We start from the raw sequence: 233 nt of genomic DNA, 5'->3' as shown, positions 1-233 counted from the left end.
TACTTCCGGGCGATCTCACGGCTCACCGCGCTGGCCCGCGACGCGGCATCCCTCTGATCGCGGCATCCCTCCGGTCAAGGACGTCCCCCCGATCAAGGGCGGGTTCACGCCAACACCCCCTTTCTTTTCAGGCTCTCTCCGCCACGAAACATCGAGTTAACCCTGCAAACGACTTTGCAGGGTTAACGTGTTTCTTGACCAACCGTTGACCAAGAGTTGGTGTGCGGAAAAGG

The sequence above is a fragment of the Streptomyces sp. 13-12-16 genome (assembly GCF_002114215.1).
Classification (GTDB): domain Bacteria; phylum Actinomycetota; class Actinomycetes; order Streptomycetales; family Streptomycetaceae; genus Streptomyces.
Note: the sequence above shows the minus strand (reverse complement) of the source record.